14 protein-coding genes and 1 tRNA gene are annotated in these 20368 nt (G+C 70.6%); 11 read left to right on the top strand and 4 right to left on the bottom strand.

What is annotated here, in order from left to right:
- Positions 1 to 18 precede the first annotated feature (18 nt).
- The 8 genes from AC069K_RS15490 (at position 19) to AC069K_RS15455 (ending at position 10448) form a co-directional block, all read left to right on the top strand.
- Positions 19 to 2301 (top strand): FdhF/YdeP family oxidoreductase, encoded by a 2283-nt coding sequence (locus AC069K_RS15490; protein ID WP_478616163.1) that lies wholly within the window; start codon positions 19 to 21, stop codon positions 2299 to 2301.
- 76 nt (positions 2302 to 2377) lie between these two features.
- Positions 2378 to 2845: a PaaI family thioesterase gene (locus AC069K_RS15485; RefSeq protein WP_365113579.1), complete on the top strand. Its 468-nt coding sequence runs from the start codon at positions 2378 to 2380 to the stop codon at positions 2843 to 2845.
- A gap of 650 nt (positions 2846 to 3495) precedes the next feature.
- A complete protein-coding gene (locus AC069K_RS15480) occupies positions 3496 to 3924 on the top strand; it encodes a hypothetical protein (protein WP_478616159.1) in 429 nt (142 codons plus the stop codon).
- 530 nt (positions 3925 to 4454) lie between these two features.
- On the top strand, positions 4455 to 5681 hold the full coding sequence (locus AC069K_RS15475) for a branched-chain amino acid ABC transporter substrate-binding protein (protein ID WP_358835141.1): 1227 nt from the start codon (positions 4455 to 4457) through the stop codon (positions 5679 to 5681).
- A 234-nt stretch (positions 5682 to 5915) separates the two neighbouring features.
- The gene (locus tag AC069K_RS15470; protein ID WP_358835142.1) at positions 5916 to 6848 is read left to right on the top strand and encodes a branched-chain amino acid ABC transporter permease; all 933 of its coding nucleotides are present in this window, start codon (positions 5916 to 5918) and stop codon (positions 6846 to 6848) included.
- Positions 6849 to 6853: 5 nt separating this feature from the next.
- The gene (locus AC069K_RS15465; RefSeq protein ID WP_365107284.1) at positions 6854 to 8644 is read left to right on the top strand and encodes a branched-chain amino acid ABC transporter permease; all 1791 of its coding nucleotides are present in this window, start codon (positions 6854 to 6856) and stop codon (positions 8642 to 8644) included.
- A gap of 5 nt (positions 8645 to 8649) precedes the next feature.
- A complete protein-coding gene (locus AC069K_RS15460) occupies positions 8650 to 9735 on the top strand; it encodes an ABC transporter ATP-binding protein (protein WP_478616153.1) in 1086 nt (361 codons plus the stop codon).
- The gene (locus tag AC069K_RS15455; RefSeq protein ID WP_358835145.1) at positions 9732 to 10448 is read left to right on the top strand and encodes an ABC transporter ATP-binding protein; all 717 of its coding nucleotides are present in this window, start codon (positions 9732 to 9734) and stop codon (positions 10446 to 10448) included. Before AC069K_RS15460 ends, AC069K_RS15455 begins: the two co-directional genes overlap by 4 nt.
- A gap of 116 nt (positions 10449 to 10564) precedes the next feature.
- On the opposite strand, the gene AC069K_RS15450 is transcribed toward AC069K_RS15455, so the two are convergent.
- Positions 10565 to 11215, bottom strand: a complete 651-nt coding sequence (locus AC069K_RS15450) for an ANTAR domain-containing response regulator (RefSeq protein WP_358835146.1) — start codon at positions 11213 to 11215, stop codon at positions 10565 to 10567.
- 102 nt (positions 11216 to 11317) lie between these two features.
- Here AC069K_RS15450 and AC069K_RS15445 point away from each other — a divergent pair.
- Positions 11318 to 11390, top strand: a tRNA-Leu gene (locus AC069K_RS15445).
- Positions 11391 to 11511: 121 nt separating this feature from the next.
- Here the strand turns inward: AC069K_RS15445 and pyk are convergent.
- Entirely contained in the window at positions 11512 to 12948 is a 1437-nt protein-coding gene (gene pyk / locus AC069K_RS15440) for a pyruvate kinase (protein ID WP_365107278.1), read from the bottom strand.
- Between the two features lie 239 nt (positions 12949 to 13187).
- Here pyk and AC069K_RS15435 point away from each other — a divergent pair, with 239 nt between their 5' ends.
- Together AC069K_RS15435 and AC069K_RS15430 are read left to right on the top strand one after the other, a co-directional pair.
- Complete coding sequence (locus AC069K_RS15435) at positions 13188 to 15353, top strand: NPCBM/NEW2 domain-containing protein (RefSeq protein WP_478616148.1); 2166 nt, start codon at positions 13188 to 13190, stop codon at positions 15351 to 15353.
- 180 nt (positions 15354 to 15533) lie between these two features.
- Positions 15534 to 17339: a bifunctional metallophosphatase/5'-nucleotidase gene (locus AC069K_RS15430; RefSeq protein ID WP_478616145.1), complete on the top strand. Its 1806-nt coding sequence runs from the start codon at positions 15534 to 15536 to the stop codon at positions 17337 to 17339.
- Between the two features lie 24 nt (positions 17340 to 17363).
- Here AC069K_RS15430 and AC069K_RS15425 read toward each other — a convergent pair whose 3' ends face one another.
- Together AC069K_RS15425 and AC069K_RS15420 are read right to left on the bottom strand one after the other, a co-directional pair.
- Positions 17364 to 18776 carry a lysine N(6)-hydroxylase/L-ornithine N(5)-oxygenase family protein gene (locus tag AC069K_RS15425; protein ID WP_478616142.1) on the bottom strand — a complete coding sequence of 471 codons (1413 nt, stop codon included), beginning with the start codon at positions 18774 to 18776 and terminating at the stop codon, positions 17364 to 17366.
- Positions 18773 to 20137: a pyridoxal phosphate-dependent decarboxylase family protein gene (locus AC069K_RS15420; protein ID WP_478616139.1), complete on the bottom strand. Its 1365-nt coding sequence runs from the start codon at positions 20135 to 20137 to the stop codon at positions 18773 to 18775. The genes AC069K_RS15425 and AC069K_RS15420 overlap by 4 nt, the downstream gene beginning before the upstream one ends.
- Positions 20138 to 20368: the final 231 nt, after the last annotated feature.

Genomic DNA, 20368 nt, shown 5'->3' with positions numbered 1-20368 from the left:
CGCTCGAAGGGGAGCGCCATGGCCACCAAGCCGCCCGCAGGGGACCCGGTTCAGGACGCGCCGCAGGTCGAGCCGCCCAAGCACGCCGCCGCCGGGCTGCCCGCGATCGGGTACACGGCACTGGTGGCCCAGCAGCAGATGGGCGTGGCCCGGGCGACGCGGACGCTGCTGAAGGTCAACCAGAAGGACGGCTTCGACTGTCCGGGCTGCGCCTGGCCGGAGGGCGACAAGCGGCACGTGGCGGAGTTCTGCGAGAACGGGGCGAAGGCGGTCGCCGAGGAGGCGACGCTGCGCCGCGTCACCCCGGACTTCTTCGCCGCGCACCCCCTCTCCGACCTCGCGGGCCGCAGCGGGTACTGGCTGGGACAGCAGGGCCGGATCACCCACCCGATGTACCTGCCGGAGGGCGCCGACCGGTACGAGGCGGTGACCTGGGAGCGGGCGTTCGAGATCATCGCGGACGAGCTGAAGGCGCTGGACTCGCCGGACGAGGCGCTCTTCTACACCTCGGGGCGCACCAGCAACGAGGCCGCGTTCCTGCTCCAGCTCTTCGCGCGCGAGTTCGGCACGAACAACCTGCCGGACTGCTCCAACATGTGCCACGAGTCGTCCGGCTCGGCGCTCACCGAGACCATCGGCATCGGCAAGGGCAGCGTCTCCCTGGAGGACCTGCACCAGGCCGACCTGATCATCGTCGCCGGGCAGAACCCGGGCACGAACCACCCCCGGATGCTCTCCGCCCTGGAAGAGGCCAAGCGGGCGGGCGCGAAGATCATCTCGGTCAACCCGCTGCCCGAGGCGGGCATGGAGCGCTTCAAGAACCCGCAGACCGCCAAGGGCCTGGCGCTCGGCGGCCAGAAGCTCAACGACCTCTTCCTCCAGATCCGCATCGGCGGCGACCAGGCGCTGTTCCGCCTGCTCAACAAGATGATCGTGGAGACCGAGGGGGCCGTGGACGAGCTGTTCGTCCGCGAGCACACCCATGGGTACGCGGAGTTCGCCGAGGCGGCGCGGGCCGCCGACTGGGACGAGACGCTGGCCGCGACGGGCCTCACGCGCGCGGAGATCGAGCAGGCGCTGTCCATGGCGCTCGCCTCCCGGCGCACCATCGTCTGCTGGGCGATGGGCCTCACCCAGCACAAGCACGCGGTCGCGACCATCCGGGAAGTGGTCAACTTCCTTCTGCTGCGCGGCAACATCGGCCGCACCGGCGCCGGTGTGTGCCCGGTGCGCGGCCACTCGAACGTCCAGGGCGACCGCACCATGGGCATCTTCGAGCGGCCCGCGCCCGCGTTCCTCGACGCCCTGGAGAAGGAGTTCGGCTTCGCGCCGCCGCGCCACCACGGCTACGACGTGGTCCGCGCCATCGAGGCGCTGCGCGACGGCAGGGCCAAGGTGTTCTTCGCGATGGGCGGCAACTTCGTGGGCGCCACGCCCGACACGGAGGTCACCGAGGCCGCGATGCGCCGCGCCTCGCTCACCGTCCATGTGTCGACCAAGCTCAACCGCTCCCACGCGGTCACCGGCCGGCGCGCGCTGATCCTGCCGACGCTCGGGCGCACCGACAAGGACGTACAGAAGAGCGGCAAGCAGTTCGTCACCGTCGAGGACTCGATGGGGCTGGTGCACTCCTCGCGCGGCAACCTGCGGCCCGCGAGCCCGCACCTGCTCTCCGAGCCCGCCATCGTCGCCCGCCTCGCGCGCGCCACGCTCGGTGCGGGATCGACGGTGGAGTGGGAGGAGTTCGAGAAGGACTACGCGCGGATCCGCGACCGTATCGCGCGCGTGGTCCCCGGCTTCGAGGACTTCAACGCGCGCGTGGCGAAGCCCGGCGGCTTCCGGCTGCCGCACGGGCCGCGCGACGAGCGCCGCTTCCCCACCGCCACCGGCAAGGCCAACTTCACGGCGGCGCCGGTGGAGTATCCGAAGGTGCCCGAGGGCCGGCTGCTGCTCCAGACCCTGCGCTCGCACGACCAGTACAACACCACGATCTACGGCCTGGACGACCGCTACCGGGGCATCAAGGGCGGGCGCCGGGTGGTCCTGGTGAACCCGGAGGACGGGCGGGAGCTGGGCTTCGCGGACGGGGCGTACGCGGACCTGGTGAGCGAGTGGACGGACGGGGTGGAGCGGCGGGCGCCGGGGTTCCGGGTCGTGTACTACCCGACGACGCGGGGGTGCGCGGCGGCGTACTACCCGGAGACCAACGTCCTGGTGCCGCTGGACTCCACGGCGGACACCAGCAACACCCCTGCCAGCAAGTCCGTGATCGTGCGTCTGGAACAATCGGCGACCGTCTAAGCGTTCGCTCAGACAGGTCGGCGTGGCCGCCGGCCACGGAGACGGAACCGGACCACCACGATCGGAGTCCCGCGCCATGGGTGAGCAGAGCAAGGTGAAGTTCCCGCAGGGGGTCGTCGACGAGTACGCGGCGCTGGGCATCGACCTGCCCGCGCTGTTCTCCGCGGGGCACCTCGGCACCCGGATGGGCGTGCAGGTCCTGGAGGCCTCCGCCGAGCGGGTCGTCGGCACGATGCCGGTCGAGGGCAACACCCAGCCGTACGGGCTGCTGCACGGCGGGGCCTCGGCCGTGCTGGCCGAGACGCTCGGGTCCGTGGGGGCGATGCTGCACGGGGGGATCACCAAGATCGCGGTGGGCGTCGATCTGAACTGCACGCATCACCGGGGGGTGCGCAGTGGGCTGGTCACGGGGGTGGCTACGCCGGTGCATCGGGGGCGGTCCACGGCGACGTACGAGGTCGTGATCACGGATGAGGACGGTAAGCGGGTGTGTTCGGCTCGGCTTACTTGTCTGCTGCGGGATGCGGAGGCGCCTCGGGGGTGAGGGTTTTGCCCCCGCCCCGCCCCTTCCCCCAACCCTCCGGGGGTGGGCGGGGGGGGAGGCGGGTTTCCCGGGGGCTGCGCCCCCGGGGCCCCGTTGCGGGGGCTGCGCCCCCTGCACCCCGCTCCGTGTTGATCCGCGGGCCCGTGGGGGCTGGTCGCGCAGTTCCCCGCGCCCCTGAAGTCCTCGGCCTCCGGCCCTCGGACACCTCCCGCCCGAGGAAGTGAACCTGCGGCGCACCGAAGCACCCAAAGGCCGCGGGCCCAACAGCCCCCACCCCACTCGCAGCCCCCCCCAGGGGCGCGGGGAACTGCGGGGGTGACCCACCACCGGCCCGCAGACGGACAGCAAGCCCCCCGGCCCCCACCTCCCCCCAGACAAAAGCCCGGCCCAGCAGGGGCGCGGGGAACTGCGGGGGTGACCCACCACCGGCCCGCAGACGGACACCCCCCCGGCCGCCCAGGGGCGCGGGGAACTGCGCGGGTGACCCACCACCGGCCCGCAGACGGACAGCAAGCCCCCCCCCACACCCCCACACCCACCCGCAGACGAACCCCAGTCGGCGGCATCGGCGCGTCCCACTCAAAAAACCCAACCCCCTCCCCCCGCACCCCAGTTGTGTCACCGATCGTGACCCCCCTACCGTTCCCGTCATGGTGAGCCCATCGGGAATCGGACACCGCGTCGCGCGGCGGTGCATACCGCTCCGGTTCGGGGTCGGTGTGTTCGCCGCCGGGGCGCTTCTCCTCGGTGGCGGGGTCGCCGGGTGTTCCTCTGGGGGATCGCGCGCCACTGTCGTCACAGCCGTCCCCGCCCCCACCACCAGCACCCCCGAAGAGGACTGCCGGCAGCTGGTCGGCTACTGGGCCCGGGCCGTGATCCAGAACAACCGCTGGTCGGGGCTGGACTGGGAGCAGAAGGGGTTCTCGATCGACCAGCACGCGATCCATGAGCGGATCGTCGCCGCGGCCCGGGACGAGCAGCGCGCGCACGGCACCGCGGCGGCGTTGCGGCTGGTGGACCGCCGGGCGCGGGAGGAGTGCACCGTGCGTCACGGAGCGATGGGGGGTGGTCGCCACTAGCGCCGCGCCCGGTCCGCACCCGGTCCGCACCCGGTCCGCATCCAGCCCGTGTCGCGGGGACGGGGCCACACCGCTCTTCCGGCCACTCCCGATCGTAACGCTCCGTAACTCGGGCGAAAGGGATGAACGGGATCCGCGCTCCCGGACCGTATTCACAAGATCATTACGAAAATCCGCGACAGGGACAACGCCGCAGGTGGGGCGGGTACCCCCGACAAACCCCCCTGTCAGTAGCAAGATCCGCTCAAGCCCCTTAGCGGAACTGGGAATTCTCAGTATGTGGGCGTTCTTCGGGCGCACCAATGCCCCCATCTGTCCACAGAGCTCCCCTCGGCGTGTCCGCTCGTCATAACAAGAAAGTCACATCCTGACCTTCCCTGGTCCCCGACTCCGCCACCTGCGCCTAGAGTCACGGCCAGTCACCGCGCCGCCGGGCGCGTCTGCTGCACGGCCCCTGTACCACCCCCAGTACGGCCCGGCGAGTCACACGACGCCTCAGCGGAGGCGTCGCGCCAGGGAGAGGACATATCGTGCGACACCGTTCCTTGCTCATACTCACCACCGTGCTCACCACGGGGGCTCTCACCCTCACCGCGTGCGGTTCGCGCGACAAGAAGGACGACGAGGGCGGCGGCAAGACGACGACCGTGGTCATCGGTGTCGACGCCCCGCTCACCGGCCAGAACTCGGCCACCGGCCTCGGCATCCAGTACGGCGTGCAGATAGCCGTCGACGACGCCAACGCCAAGAACCTGGTCCCGGGCGTGAAATTCGCGGTCAAGGCGCTGGACGACAAGGCGCTGCCGCCGACCGGCCAGCAGAACGCCACGGCCCTCGTCGCCAACAAGGACGTCCTCGGTGTGGTCGGCCCGCTGAACTCGGGCGTCGCCCAGACGATGCAGCAGGTCTTCGCCAACGCCAACCTCGTCGAGATCTCCCCCTCGAACACCAACCCCACCCTGACCCAGGGCAAGGACTGGGCGGCCGGGAACAAGACCCGCCCGTTCAAGACCTACTTCCGTACCGCCACCACCGACGCCATCCAGGGCGGCTTCGCGGCGGACTACGCGGTCAACACGATGAAGAAGAAGAACGTCTTCGTCGTCGACGACAAGCAGACCTACGGTGCCGGTCTGGCCGCCCTCTTCAAGCAGGGCTTCACCAAGGCCGGCGGCAAGGTCGCGGGCGAGGACCACGTCAACGTGGGCGACAAGGACTTCGCCACCCTCGTCACCAAGATCAAGAATTCGGGCGCGGACCTGGTCTACTACGGCGGCCAGTACGACGAGGCGCAGATCGTCACCAAGCAGCTCAAGGACTCCGGCGCGAAGATCCCGCTCTTCGGCGGTGACGGCATCTACAGCGACACCTTCATCACCACCGCCGGCAAGGCGGGCGAGGGCGACCTCGCCACCTCGGTCGGTGTCCCGGTCGACACCCTCCAGGCCGCCAAGGACTTCATCCAGAAGTACAAGGACAAGAAGTACCCGGGCGACTACGGCACCTACGGGGGCTACTCGTACGACGCGGCCACCGCGATCATCAAGGCCATCGGCAACGTGGTGAAGGACGGCAAGGTCCCGGCCGACGCCCGCCAGCAGGTCGTCGCCGAGGTCCAGAAGACCAACTTCGAGGGCATCGCCGGCAAGGTCTCGTTCGACGAGTTCGGTGACACCACCAACAAGCAGCTGACCGTCTACCAGGTCACGGACGGCAAGTGGAAGGCCGTGAAGAGCGGCACGTACAACGCCGGCTGATCCCAGCCCGCTCCTGTACGACCCGCTCCACCCGCTGCACCTGTTCCACCCGCTGCACCTGTTCCACCCGCTGCACCTGTTCCACCCGCATCACCGTTTCACAGCACCACCGCACCACCGCACCACCGCACCACCCGCACGACAACAGGGCCGCGCGGCCACGACAACCGTCTACCGCGCGGCCCGACGTCTACTCCCCTTGCACTCACTCCCCATCCACATGGAGGCCATGCGGTGCACACCCTGCCGCAACAGCTGGCCAACGGGCTGCTCCTCGGCTCGATGTACGGGCTGATCGCCATCGGCTACACGATGGTGTACGGCATCGTCCAGCTCATCAACTTCGCCCACGGCGAGATCTTCATGACCGGCGCCTTCGGCGGACTCACGGTCTACCTCTACGTGCTGCCCGACGGCATATCCATGTGGATAGCCCTCCCCCTGATGCTCATCGGCGGCGCACTCGTCTCCGTGCTCATCGCCCTGGGGGCGGAACGCTTCGCCTACCGGCCCCTGCGCGGCGCGCCACGCCTGGCGCCACTGATCACCGCGATCGGCCTCTCGCTCGCGCTCCAGCAGGCGGTCTTCAACTGGTACCCGAAGGCCAAGAACGACGAACCGTTCCCGCAGCTCCCGGGCGGGCCGTTCCACGTCGGCTCGATCACCTTCGGTTCCGGTGACATCTTCCTGATCACCGCGGCCCCGCTCTGCATGGCGGCGCTCGCGCTCTTCGTCCGCTCCTCGCGCACCGGCCGCGCCATGCAGGCCACCGCGCAGGACCCGGACACCGCCCAGCTCATGGGCATCGACACCAACCGCATCATCATGATCGCGTTCGCCATCGGCGGCATCTTCGCCGCCGTCGCGGGTGTCGCCTGGGGCCTGAAGTACGGCTCCATCAAGTACGAGATGGGCTTCCAGGCCGGCCTCAAGGCGTTCACCGCCGCCGTCCTCGGCGGCATCGGCAACATCTACGGCGCCATGATCGGCGGCGTGGTCCTGGGCCTCGCCGAGACCATGGCCAGCGCCTACATCTCCGACGTCCCCGGGATGCAGCAGCTCGGCGGCTCCGGCTGGGCCAACGTCTGGGCGTTCGTCCTCCTCATCCTCGTCCTGCTCTTCAGGCCACAAGGCCTGGTGGGCGAACGCGTCGCGGACAGGGCGTGATCCACATGACCACCAGCACCACCACCACCAGCAAGGCCGCCCCCGCGGCCGAGCCGCGCGGCATCCTCCCGCTGCCCGCGTCCGCCGCCCGGCTGCTCGTCGCGGTCGGCGCCGTCGCCACCATCGCCTCGACCTTCCTCGCCTGGACCTGGACCTCCGAGTTCCCCGGTGACCTCACCGTCACCGGCTATCCGGCCGGCCTCCAGACCCTCACGCTGATCGCCGGCGTGCTCACCCTGCTCTACGCCCTCGCGGGCTACGGGGTGCGGGGCCTGGGCTGGGTCAACCCCGGCCGCACCAACAACCCGGTGCTGCTCGCCGCGGTCTCCGCGTTCGCCGTCGTCTGGTACACCGCGATCGCCATCGCGTACGACCTCGGCGGCCTCGCCAACCTGGAGCCGGGCGCGTTCGTCGCGGCCGTCGCCTCCCTGCTGCCGGTCGTCGGCGCGCTCGCGCTGCCCCGTCCGGGCCGCTCGCTGCGCGACCACATCGCCAAGCCCGACCGCATCCCGGCCGCCGCCCCGGTGCCCAGCTGGGTCCAGCGGCTGATCATCTCGCTGGCCACCGCGCTCGGCCTGGTCGTCTTCACGTACGGCATCGGCATCGACGACGAGGAGAGCGAGACCTTCATCGGTCTGCTGCTCCTGGTCCTGTTCGCCTCCATGGCGCTGTTCGCCGCCGGCCTCTTCGACCGGTTCACCGAACTCAACGCCCGGCACAAGGGATTCGCCACCACCGCGGTCTTCCTCGCGGCCGTGATCTTCCCCTTCACCCAGAGCGAGGACCACAACGCCAACCTCGGCGCCAACATCCTCATCTTCGGCACCGTCGCCCTCGGCCTCAACATCGTCGTCGGCCTCACCGGTCTGCTCGACCTCGGGTACGTGGCCTTCCTCGGCGTCGGCGCCTACGCCGCCGCCCTGGTCTCCGGCTCCGAGTTCTCCCGCTTCTCCGGGGTGCAGGTCCCGTTCTGGGCCGCCGCGCTGATCGGTATGGGAGCGTCACTCGTCTTCGGCGTGATCATCGGCGCACCGACACTGCGGCTGCGCGGTGATTATCTGGCCATCGTCACCCTGGGCTTCGGAGAGATCTTCCGGATCACCGTCAACAACCTCGACGGCCACTCCGGTCCCAACCTCACCAACGGCCCCAACGGCATCTCCCAGATCCCCGACCTGGAGATCTTCGGGTTCAACCTGGGCGCCGCGCACGACATCGCCGGACGCACCATCGGCCGCTTCGGCAACTACCTGTTCCTGATGCTGCTGATCACGGCCCTCATCGTGCTCGTCTTCAACCGCGCGGCGAACTCCCGTATCGGCCGCTCCTGGATCGCCATCCGCGAGGACGAGACCGCCGCCACCGCCATGGGCATCAACGGCTTCCGGGTCAAGCTCATCGCCTTCGCCCTGGGCGCCTCCCTCGCGGGTCTCGCGGGCACGGTCTTCGCCCACGTCAACTACAGCGTGGTGCCCACCCCGTTCCAGTTCGCCGGCGCGGCCCCGCCCAACTCGGCCTTCCTGCTCGCGGCCGTCGTCCTCGGCGGCATGGGCACGGTCAGCGGCCCGCTGCTCGGCGCCTCGATGCTCTACCTCATCCCCGAGAAGCTCAGCTTCCTCAAGGAGTACGAGCTCTTCGGCTTCGGTGTCGCCCTCATCCTGCTGATGCGGTTCCGCCCCGAGGGCATCGTCGCCAACCGGCGCCGCCAGCTCGAATTCCACGAGACCGGCCAGCTGGACGTCCCCGAAAAGGGCCTTCCGGACACCACCGTCGGCGTCACCAAGGCGGAGGCGTAACCACGATGACCGCACAGACCATCACCACCGCCCCCAGCCCGGTGCTCCAGGCGTCCGGTGTCACCATGCGGTTCGGCGGACTGACCGCCGTACGCAACGTCGACCTCACCGTCAACAGCGGCGAGATCGTCGGTCTCATCGGCCCCAACGGCGCCGGCAAGACCACCTTCTTCAACTGCCTCACCGGGCTCTACGTCCCCACCGAGGGCAAGGTCTCGTACAAGGGCACCGTGCTGCCGCCCAAGCCGCACCTGGTCACCCAGGCCGGTATCGCGCGCACCTTCCAGAACATCCGGCTCTTCGCCAACATGACCGTTCTGGAGAACGTGCTCGTCGGCCGCCACACCCGCACCAAGGAGGGCCTCTGGTCCGCCCTGCTGCGCGGCCCCGGCTTCAAGAAGGCCGAGGCCAAGTCCCGCGAGCGGGCCATGGAACTCCTGGAGTTCATCGGCCTGGCGCACAAGGCGGACCACCTCGCCCGCAATCTGCCCTACGGCGAGCAGCGCAAGCTGGAGATCGCCCGGGCGCTGGCGAGCGAGCCGGGGCTGCTGCTCCTGGACGAGCCGACCGCCGGTATGAACCCGCAGGAGACCCGGGCCACCGAGGAGCTGGTCTTCGCCATCCGGGACATGGGCATCGCCGTCCTCGTCATCGAGCACGACATGCGCTTCATCTTCAACCTGTGCGACCGCGTGACGGTGCTGCTCCAGGGCGAGAAGCTGGTCGAGGGCACGTCCGACGTGGTGCAGGGCGACGAGCGCGTCATCGCCGCCTACCTCGGCACCCCGTTCGAGGGGGCGCCCGGGGACGAGGAGGTCGCGGAGGTGGAGGCGGCGGCCGCCGCGGCGGCGGGTTCCGCCGAGGCCCCGGCCCCCGCGAAGACCCTTGCGGAGACCCCCGCGAAGACCCTTGCGGAGACCCCCGCGGAGACCCCTGCGGCTCCGGCCGAGTCCGAGGCCGAGGCCGAGTCAGGCACCGCCGCGGCCGCGTCCGGCGCCGCTCCGGCCGAGGCCGAGGCCGACGCCGGTACGGACGCCGGCGCCGGCGCCGACGCTCCACGTAAGACCCGTACCGAAGGAGACTCCCAGTGACCGCTCTTCTGGAAGTCGAAGACCTCCGTGTCGCCTACGGCAAGATCGAGGCCGTCAAGGGGATCTCCTTCAGCGTCGAGGCGGGCCAGGTCGTCACGCTCATCGGCACCAACGGCGCCGGCAAGACCACGACCCTGCGGACCCTGTCGGGCCTGCTCAAGCCCTCCGGCGGACGGATCACCTTCGACGGGAAGCCGCTGGCCAACATCCCCGCGCACAAGATCGTGTCGCTGGGGCTGGCCCACTCCCCCGAGGGCCGGCACATCTTCCCGAGGCTTTCCATCGCCGAGAACCTCCAGCTCGGAGCGTTCCTGCGGAACGACAAGGAAGGCATCGAGAAGGACATCCAGCGGGCGTACGAGCTGTTCCCCATTCTGGGCGAGCGGCGCAAGCAGGCGGCCGGCACGCTGTCCGGCGGCGAGCAGCAGATGCTCGCGATGGGCCGGGCCCTGATGTCCCAGCCCAAGCTGCTGATGCTGGACGAGCCGTCGATGGGCCTCTCCCCGATCATGATGCAGAAGATCATGGAGACCATCGTCGAGCTCAAGGCCCAGGGCACCACGATCCTGCTCGTCGAGCAGAACGCCCAGGCCGCGCTGTCCCTGGCGGACCACGCCCATGTGATGGAGGTCGGCGAGATCAAGCTCTCCGGCTCCGGGCAGGACCTCCTCCACGACGAGAACGTCCGCAAGACGTACCTCGGCGAGGACTAGCAACGGTTACGCGTACGGGCCGCGCCACGAAGAGTGGCGCGGCCCGTACGTGTTGAGGGGCGCGGGGAACCGCGCGACCAGCCACGGATCACCCGCCGGCGAAGACCGGGCCGCGTCTACCCCTTCGCCGCCTTCTTCTCCTCCGCGTCCTCGATGACCGCCTCCGCCACCTGCTGCATCGACAGGCGCCGGTCCATCGACGTCTTCTGGATCCAGCGGAACGCGGCGGGCTCGGTCAGCCCGTACTGCGTCTGGAGGATCGACTTCGCGCGGTCGACCAGCTTGCGCGTCTCCAGCCGCTGCGAGAGGTCCGCGACCTCCTGCTCCAGCGCCTTCAGCTCGGTGAAGCGGGAGACCGCCATCTCGATCGCGGGCACGACGTCGCTCTTGGAGAACGGCTTCACGAGGTACGCCATCGCACCGGCGTCCCGCGCCCGCTCCACCAGGTCGCGCTGCGAGAACGCGGTGAGCATCAGGACCGGGGCGATGGACTCCTTGGCGATCTGCTCGGCCGCCGAGATGCCGTCCAGGACCGGCATCTTCACATCGAGGATGACCAGGTCGGGGCGGTGCTCCCGGGCGAGCTCGACGGCCTTCTGCCCGTCCCCGGCCTCTCCGACGACCGCGTAGCCCTCTTCTTCGAGCATCTCTTTGAGATCGAGGCGGATGAGGGCCTCGTCCTCGGCGATGACGACGCGGGTCGTCAGCGGCGGGACGTGCGACTGGTCGTCGTCGGCGACGGGCTGGGGCGACTCGGGGGCGGTCACGGGGGCTCCTTGTTGCGGGGCAGGCACTGCTTCCCAAGAGCGTACCCAGCTGCGGTAAGGTGTGGTCACGGCGGGTAGCCGCCTACCTTTGGTTCCAAGGATGCCCCGGTAGCCCAGCGGTAGAGGCAATGGTCTCAAACACCATCCAGCGTCGGTTCGAATCCGACCCGGGGTACTTTTCGTGCGAATCCATGGTCACGCACCGTTGAGGCCGGCCCCGTCGGCGCCCGCCCTTCGAAGCCGGGCCCTGGGGTGGTCCCCCTCCGGCCCGGCCTCCGTTCCCGCCGCCGTGCGGTTCAGCCCGTGGGGCTGTCGTCCTCGCCGATGTGGTGGACGCGGACCAGGTTCGTGGAGCCCGCGACGCCGGGCGGGGAGCCCGCCGTGATGACCACGATGTCTCCGCGCCGGCAGCGGCCGATCTTCAGGAGTTGTTCGTCGACCTGCGCCACCATCGCGTCCGTCGACTCCACGTGCGGCCCGAGGAAGGCCTCCACGCCCCAGGTGAGGTTGAGCTGGGAGCGGGTGGCGGGGTCGGGGGTGAAGGCGAGCAGCGGGATCGGGGAGCGGTAGCGGGAGAGGCGCTTGACCGTGTCGCCGGACTGGGTGAAGGCGACGAGGTACTTGGCGTTCAGGAAGTCGCCCATCTCGGCCGCCGCGCGGGCCACCGCGCCGCCCTGGGTGCGGGGCTTGCTGCGTTCGGTGAGCGGGGGCAGTCCCTTGCCGAGGACGTCCTCCTCGGCCGCCTCGACGATGCGGCTCATGGTGCGGACGGTCTCCACCGGGTACTTGCCGACGCTCGTCTCGCCGGACAGCATCACCGCGTCCGTGCCGTCGATGACGGCGTTGGCGACGTCGCTGGCCTCGGCCCTGGTGGGGCGGGAGTTGTCGATCATCGAGTCGAGCATCTGGGTGGCGACGATGACCGGCTTGGCGTTCCGCTTGGCGAGCTTGATGGCCCGCTTCTGGACGATCGGGACCTGTTCGAGGGGCATTTCGACGCCCAGGTCGCCGCGCGCGACCATGATTCCGTCGAAGGCGGCCACGATGTCGTCGATGTTGTCGACGGCCTGCGGCTTCTCGATCTTGGCGATCACGGGGACGCGGCGGCCCTCCTCGTCCATGACGCGGTGGACGTCCTCGATGTCGCGGCCGCTGCGGACGAAGGAGAGCGCGATGACGTCGGCGCCGGTGCGCAGGGCCCAGCGCAGGTCCTCGACGTCCTTCTCGGAGAGCGCGGGGACGGAGACGGCGACGCCGGGGAGGTTGAGCCCCTTGTGGTCGGAGACCATGCCGCCCTCGACGACGCGGGTGCGTACGCGCGGGCCCTCGACGCCGACGACTTCCAGGGCGACCTTGCCGTCGTCGACGAGGATGCGCTCGCCGGTGGTGACGTCGTCGGCGAGGCCGGAGTAGGTGGTGCCGCAGGTGTGGCGGTCGCCCTCGATGTTCTCCACGGTGATGGTGAACTCGTCGCCGCGTTCAAGCAGTACGGGACCTTCGCGGAAACGTCCGAGGCGGATCTTCGGGCCTTGAAGGTCGGCGAGCACTCCCACGCTGCGGCCCGTCTCGTCGGCGGCCTTGCGCACGCGGTGGTAGCGCTCCTCGTGGTCCGCGTACGTGCCGTGGCTGAGGTTGAAGCGGGCGACGTCCATTCCGGCCTCGACCAGTGCTTTGATCTGGTCGTACGTGTCGGTGGCGGGCCCCAGGGTACAGACGATCTTTGCTCGACGCATGCTTCGAGCCTAGGGCTTACCGGCCGGTAGAGAATTGGTCCGGCATGACTACTCAACAACCTTTGCATGAAGGGTTATTGACAACTGTTGAATTGTGCGCGGGGGTGCTCCGATGAGCGGGTGGCGCCTTGCCCCGAGCCCGGCGCAAACCCTTGACATGTTCAGATCTCAACGCTGGAATATGTGCGTTTTCGTTTGAGCTCGTTGAATTTGGCGTTCCTACCCCGACGGAGCCGCACATGTCATCGCTCAAAGGACTCACCAGGCTCAGAACAGCCGGCAAACGGGCCGGCACAGCCTTAGCCGCCCTGCCCCTCCTCGCGGGCGGCCTGGTCGCCCTCGCCGCCACGGCGGCGCCGCCCGCCGCCGCCGCGCCTTCCGCAGCGACCGTGGGCAACGGGCTGGCCCGGACCCCCCAGATGGGGTTCAACAACTGGAACTCCACGCACTGCCGTGCCGAGTTCAACGAGACGATGGTCAAGGGGATCGCCGACACCTTCGTCTCACAGGGCCTCAAGGACGCCGGGTACACCTACGTCAACCTGGACGACTGCTGGGCCCTGCCGAACCGGGACGCGAGCGGCAACCTCGTCCCCGACCCGGTGCGCTTCCCGCACGGGATCAAGGCCGTGGCCGACTATGTGCACGCCAAGGGCCTGAAGTTCGGCCTCTACTCCAGCGCGGGCACCAAGACCTGCGACGGCCAGGGCTTCCCCGGCGGCCTCGGCCACGAGCAGCAGGACGCGAACCTCTGGGCCTCCTGGGGCGTCGACTACCTCAAGTACGACAACTGCAACAACGCCGGCGTCGACGCCAGGCAGCGCTACAAGGCGATGGGCGACGCGCTGACGGCCGCCACCCGCTCCACCGGCCGCCCCATCCTGTACAGCATCTGCGAATGGGGCTCCAACCAGCCCTGGACCTGGGCTCCGGAGATCGGCAACTCCTGGCGGACCACCGGGGACATCAGCGACTCCTGGTCGAGCATGATCTCCATCGCCCACCAGAACCAGCCGCTCGCGCCGTACGCCGGTCCGGGCGCCTGGAACGACCCCGACATGCTGGAGGTCGGCAACGGCGGGATGAGCGACACCGAGTACCGCACCCACTTCAGCCTCTGGTCGCAGATGGCCGCGCCGCTGCTGATCGGCAGCGATCTGCGCACCGCGAGCCCCTCGACGCTCGCCATCCTCAAGAACACCGACGTGATCGCGGTGGACCAGGACCCGCTGGGCCGGCAGGGCACGGTCGTCTCCAGCTCCGGCGGGCTCGTGGTGATGGCGAAACCGCTGGCCGACGGCGGCCGTTCGGTCACGCTCACCAACGAGACCACCTCCACCAGGACGATCTCCACGACGGTGCGGGACATCGGCATCGGCGGGGCGTCCTCGTACACGCTGAAAGACCTCTGGTCGAAGGCCACCAGCACCACCACCAGCGCCATCAGCGCCTCGGTGCCCGCGCACGGCACGGTCATGTTCCGGGTGACGCCGGGCAGTCCGGTGCCGCCGCCGACCGGCCTGAACCAGCTGAGCGATCTCTCCTGGACCTCGGCGACGGGCGGCTGGGGCCCGGTGGAGCGCGACCGCAGCAACGGCGAGCAGGCGGCGGGCGACGGGCGCGCGCTGAGCATCGGCGGCACGGCGTACGCCAAGGGCCTCGGCACCCACGCGCCCAGTGAGATCACGTACCACCTGGGCGGCGTCTGCACCTCCCTCGGGGTGGACGTGGGCGTCGACGACGAGTCCGTGAGCCAGGGGTCGGTGCGGTTCCAGATCTGGCGCGACGGCACGCTGGCCGCCGACAGCGGGGTGCGGACCGCCGCCGACGGACCCAGGCACCTGAGCGCCGACCTGCGGGGCGGTACCGCGCTGCGGCTGGTGGTCACCGACGCCGGTGACGGCACCGCCTACGACCACGCCGACTGGGCCGACGCCAAACTGGCCTGCGGCAGCGGCCCCTCGGCCGGTACGCACGACCTCAGCGACCTGACCTGGTCCTCGGCCGCCAACGGGTGGGGCCCGGTCGAGAAGGACCGCAGCAACGCCGAGCAGGCGGCGGGCGACGGCCGGCCGCTCACCGTGGGCGGGACGGTGTACGCGAAGGGGCTCGGCACCCACGCGGCTTCCACCGTCGCGTACTACCTGGGCGGGGGCTGCTCCTCGCTGACCACGGCGGTGGGAGTGGACGACGAGGTCACCACCAAGGGGTCGGTGGTGTTCCAGATCTGGCGGGACGGGAAGCTCGCCGCCGACAGCGGGAAGCTGACGTCGGCGGACGCGGCGCGGCCGCTGAGCGCGGACGTCACGGGCGCCATGGAGGTACGGCTGGTGGTCACCGACGCCGGTGACGGCGTCGACTACGACCACGCCGACTGGGCGGGTCCCCGGGTGACCTGCGGATAGGTGGAGGGGGCGCGGTTCCGGGTGGCGAGGGCCGCCCGGGACCGCGTGTTTTCCGGTGGTCATCCGATCGAAACCCGCCAGGGGTGTTGCGGATGGCCGGTTCTACGCCAAAATCCTCTCGACCTTCTACGCGCGTCGAGGACGTCTACGCGCGTAACACCTCGTCAGGGAGTGCATCACATGCCGCTGAACCGTAGGACGTTCCTGGGCACCACGGCCGCCGCCGGAGCCGGTGCGGCCATAGCCGGGGGCGTCGCCGCCCCCGCCGAGGCCCATGAGCGCGGGCACGGGCACGGCCACGCGCCGAAGCGGTACTCGTTCAGCGTCATGGGCACCACCGACCTGCACGGCAACGTCTTCAACTGGGACTACTTCACGGACAAGGAGTTCGACGACAAGGCCCACAACGACGTCGGCCTCGCCAAGATCTCCACCCTCGTCGAGCAGGTCCGCAAGGAAAAGGGCCGCCACAACACCCTCATGATCGACGCGGGTGACACCATCCAGGGCACCCAGCTGTCGTACTACTACGCCAAGGTCGACCCGATCACGGCCAAGCACGGCCCGGTCCACCCGATGGCGCAGGCCATGAACGCGATCGGCTACCACGCCGCCGCCCTCGGCAACCACGAGTTCAACTACGGCATCCCGGTGCTGCGCAAGTTCGAGGAGCAGTGCGACTTCCCGCTGCTCGGCGCCAACGCGCTGGACGCGAAGACCCTGAAGCCGGCCTTCCCGCCGTACGTCATCAAGCGGCTGTGCACCCCGCACGGGCGAGACGTGAGGGTCGCGGTCCTCGGGCTGACCAACCCGGGCATCGCCATCTGGGACAAGGCCAACGTCAGCGGCAAGATGGTCTTCCCGGGCCTGGAGGAGCAGGCCGCGAAGTGGGTGCCGAGGCTGCGCTCGATGGGCGCGGACGTGGTGGTCGTGGCCGCCCACTCGGGCTCCTCCGGCACCTCCTCCTACGGTGACCAGCTGCCGTACATCGAGAACGCGGCCGCGCTGGTGGCCCAGCAGGTGCCGGGGATCGACGCGATCCTGGTCGGGCACGCGCACACGGAGATCCCCGAGTACCGGGTGGCGAACAAGGAGACCGGCAAGGAGGTCGTGCTCTCCGAGCCGCTGAAGTGGGGACAGCGGCTGACGGTCTTCGACTTCGACCTGGTGTGGGAGAAGGGCCGCTGGACGGTCGAGAAGGCGGGCGCGAAGGTCCTGAACTCCAACGCAGCCGCCGAGGACCCGAAGATCGTCCGGCTGCTCTCCGACGAGCACAAGAAGGTCGTGGCCTACGTCAACCAGGTCATCGGCACGTCGAAGGCGGCGATGAGCACCGCCGAGGCGGCCTGGAAGGACGAGCCGATCATCGACCTGATCAACGCGGTCCAGATGGACACGGTGAAGGCGGCGCTCGCGGGCGGCGCCTACGCGGCGCTGCCGGTGCTGTCGCAGGCCTCCTGCTTCTCGCGCACGGCCGTCATCCCGGCCGGCCGGGTCACCATCAAGGACGCGGCCGGGCTGTACCCGTTCGAGAACACGCTGGAAGCGCGGGTGCTGACGGGCGCGCAGCTCAAGGACTACCTGGAGTTCTCGGCGCGGTACTACGTGCGGACGCCGGCCGGGGCGCCGGTGGACCCGGCGAAGCTGACGAACGCGGAGAACACGCCGGACTACAACTACGACGCGGTGTCGGGGCTGGTGTACGACATCGACATCGCGCAGCCGGCCGGCTCCCGGATCGTGAACCTGTCCTTCCAGGGCAAGCCGCTGGACCCGGCGGCGCAGTTCGTGCTGGCGGTGAACAACTACCGCGCCAACGGCGGAGGCAACTTCCCGCACGTCGCCGGGGCGAAGCAGGTGTGGGCGAACTCCGAGGAGATCCGCAACACGATCATCGCGTGGGTGAAGGCCAAGGGCGTCGTGGACCCCGCCGCGTTCGCCTCCGTGGACTGGAAGCTGGTCCGGGACGGGGTCGCCGTCTTCTAGGCCGCCCTTCGGGCGCGCCCGGGCTCAGCCCTCCAGGGGGATCAGGCCCTCGGGGGTCCTCGGGGCCGGGCGCGGTTCCTCCGGCCTGGCGAGGCCGAACGTCGTGAACGCCGTGCGGGCGGGGAGCGGATAGGGCTCCTTGCCCGTCAGGGTGTTCAGGATCGCCGCGCTGCGCCAGGCCGCCAGGCCCAGGTCGGGGGCGCCCACGCCGTGGGTGTGCTTCTCCGCGTTCTGGACGTAGACCGCTCCGGTGACCGAGCCGTCCAGGACCAGCCGGAAGTCGGCGTCCACGCGCGGGCGTTCGCAGGAGTCCAGGCGCATGTAGGGGTCGAGCCCGGACAGCATGCGGGTCAGGGGGCGCTCCCGGTAGCCGGTGGCGAGGACCACCGCGTCGGTGGTCAGCCGGGAGCGCACGCCCTGCTGGGCGTGTTCGAGGTGCAGCTCGACCTTGGTGGTGGCGACCCGGCCCGCCGTACGGACGTTGACCCCGGGGGTGAGGGTGGCGTCGGGCCAGCCGCCGTGCTGGGTGCGGCGGTAGAGCTCGTCGTGGATGGCGGCGATGGTGTCGGCGTCGATGCCCTTGTGGAGCTGCCACTGGCGGGGCAGCAGCTCGTCGCGGACGGGCTCGGCCAGGGCGTGGAAGTAGCGGGTGTAGTCGGGGGTGAAGTGCTCCAGGCCCAGCTTCGAGTACTCCATCGGCGCGAAGGTCTCGGTGCGGGCGAGCCAGGTGAGGCCCTCGCGGCCCGGCGGGCGGGCGCGCAGCAGGTCGAGGAAGACCTCGGCGCCGGACTGGCCGGAGCCGACGACGGTGACGTGGTCGGCGGCGAGGATCCGCTCGCGGTGGTCCAGGTAGTCCGCCGAGTGGATGACCGGCACGGCGGGGGCGTCCGCGAGCGGCTTCAGCGCCTCGGGGACGTACGGCTCGGTGCCGACGCCGAGCACCAGGTTGCGGGCGAAGGCGCGGCCCAGTGCCTCGGCCTGGCCGTGCGCGTCGAGCTGGGTGAAGTCGACCTCGAACACCTCCCGTTCGGCGTTCCAGCGGACCGCGTCCACCTGGTGCCCGAAGTGCAGTCCGGGCAGGTTCTCGCTGACCCAGCGGCAGTACGCGTCGTACTCGGTGCGCTGGATGTGGAAGCGCTCGGCGAAGTAGAACGGGAAGAGCCGCTCGCGGTGGCGCAGGTAGTTGAGGAACGACCAGGGGCTGGCCGGGTCGGCGAGGGTCACCAGGTCCGCCAGGAACGGCACTTGGAGGGTGGTGCCCTCGATGAGCAGGCCGGGGTGCCAGTGGAAGGCGCGGCGCTGTTCGTAGAAGGCGGTGGAGAGCCCGCCGGGCACGCCGTGGGCGAGTGCGGCGAGCGAGAGGTTGAAGGGGCCCACTCCGATGCCCACCAGGTCGTGCGGACGGTCGATGTCATGGGCGGGTGACGGTGCGGTCATCGCGGGGTGCTGCCTTCCACGGTCTTGAGGAGCTGTGCCAGGTCGCCGGTGGTGGTGTGGGGGTTGAGCAGGGTGGCCTTGAGCCACAGGCGCCCGTCGGCGCGGGCCCGGCCGAGGACGGCGCGGCCCTCGGTGAGCAGGGCGCGCCGGACCGCGGCGACCTCGTCGTCGGTGGCGCCCGCCGGGCGGAACAGGACGGTGGAGATCGCGGGGCGCGCGTACAGGTCGAGTCCGGGGTCCTGCTCGACGAAGTCGGCGAGGGTCCGGGCGCGTTCGATCGTGCGGTCGACGAGGGCGGCGAGGCCGGTGCGGCCGAGGGCGCGGAGGGTGACGGCGATCTTCAGTACGTCGGGCCGGCGGGTGGTCCGCAGGGAGCGCCCCAGGAGGTCGGGCAGGCCCGCCTCGGTGTCGTCCTCGGCGTTGAGGTAGTCGGCGGTGTGCGCGAGCGGGGCGAGGCGGGCGGGGTCGGGGACCGCGAGGAGCCCCGCGGCGACCGGCTGCCAGCCGAGTTTGTGCAGGTCGAGGGTGACGGAGTGGGCGTGCTCCAGCCCGTTCAGCAGGGCGCGGTGGGTATCGCTGAAGATCAGCGGTCCGCCGTACGCGGCGTCGACGTGCAGCTCGGCGCCGTGCCGGGCGCACAGGGCGGCGACCTCGGGGAGCGGGTCGACGGCTCCGGTGTCGGTGGTGCCGGCGGTGGCCGTGACGAGCAGGGGCCGGTGCAGGTCGGTGAGGGCGTCGTCGAGGGCGGCGAGGTCGAGGGTGCCGGAGGGCGCGGGGACGGTGACGGGTTCCGGCAGGCCGAGCAGCCAGGCGGCGCGGGCCAGCGAGTGGTGGGCGTTGGCGCCCTGGACGACCTGGACGGCGCCGTGCCGTTCGCGGGCCAGCAGCAGGGCGAGCTGGTTGGACTCGGTGCCGCCGCTGGTGACCAGCGCGTCGCCGCCGGGCCAGAACGCGGCGGCCAGCTCCCGGGTGACGAGGGCTTCGAGCTCGGCGGCGGCGGGGGCCTGGTCCCAGGAGTCCAGGGAGGGGTTGAGGGCGCAGGCGGCGAGGTCGGCGGCGGCCGCGAGCGCCAGCGGCGGGGTGTGCAGATGGGCCGCGCAGCGCGGGTCGGCGGGGTCGGCCGCGCCTTCGGCCAGGGCCCTGACCAGGGTGGTCAGCGCCTCTTCGGCGCCGGTGCCGTGGGCCGGGAACACCTCCCCGACGGCGGCCCGGACCCGGACGGCCACGGCCTCGGGACCGCCGTGCGGCAGCGGGCCGCCCCGGGCCACCGCGCCCTCGCCCAGCGCGTCGAGGACGACGGCGAGGAGGGGGCGCAGGGCGGCGGGGCCGGTGGGGCCGCCGGCGAGGGGCGGGGTGTGCATGCGGGGGGAGTCCTTCGGGTACGCGAACGACGGCTCCCCCAGCGTGCGGCGTCCCGGCGCGGTCGGACCGCCGGGCGGGGCGATCTCAACCCGAAAGTGGTACTTGGCCCCCGGAGGCGGGGTGCCGGGGGGTGGCGCGCTGGTATGAGCACGCCACCCCCGTCACCGGACCTCCCCGATCAGGCGCCGGCCGGGCACGCCTCGCCCAGGACCACCCCCTGGACGTCCCGC

Source organism: Streptomyces sp. NPDC043908, assembly GCF_056435525.1.
Note: the sequence above shows the minus strand (reverse complement) of the source record. Positions and strands in the feature narration are given on the sequence as shown.

What these genes read in the sequence shown, in the direction of transcription:
- AC069K_RS15430 (WP_478616145.1), top strand. Translation starts at nt 15,534, where the DNA reads ATGCCGCTGAACCGTAGGACGTTCCTGGGCACCACGGCCGCCGCCGGA.
- AC069K_RS15435 (WP_478616148.1), top strand. Translation starts at nt 13,188, where the DNA reads ATGTCATCGCTCAAAGGACTCACCAGGCTCAGAACAGCCGGCAAACGG.
- AC069K_RS15490 (WP_478616163.1), top strand. Translation starts at nt 19, where the DNA reads ATGGCCACCAAGCCGCCCGCAGGGGACCCGGTTCAGGACGCGCCGCAG.
- AC069K_RS15480 (WP_478616159.1), top strand. Translation starts at nt 3,496, where the DNA reads ATGGTGAGCCCATCGGGAATCGGACACCGCGTCGCGCGGCGGTGCATA.
- AC069K_RS15420 (WP_478616139.1), bottom strand. Translation starts at nt 20,137, where the DNA reads ATGCACACCCCGCCCCTCGCCGGCGGCCCCACCGGCCCCGCCGCCCTG.
- pyk (WP_365107278.1), bottom strand. Translation starts at nt 12,948, where the DNA reads ATGCGTCGAGCAAAGATCGTCTGTACCCTGGGGCCCGCCACCGACACG.
- AC069K_RS15460 (WP_478616153.1), top strand. Translation starts at nt 8,650, where the DNA reads ATGACCGCACAGACCATCACCACCGCCCCCAGCCCGGTGCTCCAGGCG.
- AC069K_RS15425 (WP_478616142.1), bottom strand. Translation starts at nt 18,776, where the DNA reads ATGACCGCACCGTCACCCGCCCATGACATCGACCGTCCGCACGACCTG.
- AC069K_RS15485 (WP_365113579.1), top strand. Translation starts at nt 2,378, where the DNA reads ATGGGTGAGCAGAGCAAGGTGAAGTTCCCGCAGGGGGTCGTCGACGAG.
- AC069K_RS15465 (WP_365107284.1), top strand. Translation starts at nt 6,854, where the DNA reads ATGACCACCAGCACCACCACCACCAGCAAGGCCGCCCCCGCGGCCGAG.